This is a genomic window from Aminobacter sp. P4_D5, assembly GCF_056401815.1.
The window spans coordinates 1-609 of record NZ_JBFUIP010000984.1 but is presented as its reverse complement, the minus strand read 5'-3'; the positions used below and the strand labels follow the sequence as shown (position 1 = coordinate 609).

The following is a 609-nucleotide window of genomic DNA, read 5'->3' as shown; positions in this document are numbered from 1 at the left end:
CAACCGATAGGCCCCCCAGGACGCCTCCGGGAGGACCTTAGGGGAAGCGGCTGGAAGCATGGTGTTTCCCCGTCTTTCTAGAAAACAACCCTACGCATTGATTAGATGATCTAACATTAAAATAAATTAGTAAATGCCCCGCAGCGTAGGGTTAGGCGTGGGTCCATCCGAGAGACCCGCGAGGCCGCGCGCCCTCATTCCGGCGGCCTGTTTCCCTCGGGGGAGCCCCTGGGATCGCAGCGATCAATCYCAGGGATTTGCCCGATAGGGCAGAGCGGAACGGGCGCTAGCCTACCGGCGGGCTGTCCGAAGTAGCACCGCATGCGCGCCTGCCATCTGACCCTTCTCGCCGCGATGGCGCTGGCCGCCGCCGAAAGGTCCGATCCGGCCCGCGCCACGGAGGCCGCGGCCGGCCACTACATCATCGGCGCCAATGCGGCGCCCGGGGCCGGCATCGTGCCGCCTGAGCCCGGCCTCTACTGGGGCGCTCAGACGCACTACTACCAGGGCACGCTCGGGCGCTCGGTGCAAATCCCCGTCGCCGGTCGCATCCAGTCCGGCCTGGAGGCCGGGTTCTTCAGCACCTCGATCGAAGGGCTCTACGTACCC

1 pseudogene is annotated in these 609 nt (G+C 65.8%); it reads left to right on the top strand.

Annotated elements, in window-relative coordinates:
• Window positions 1–321: 321 nt before the first annotated feature.
• A pseudogene (locus AC1DWF_RS36205) lies at window positions 322–609 on the top strand (hypothetical protein); the annotation flags it as partial.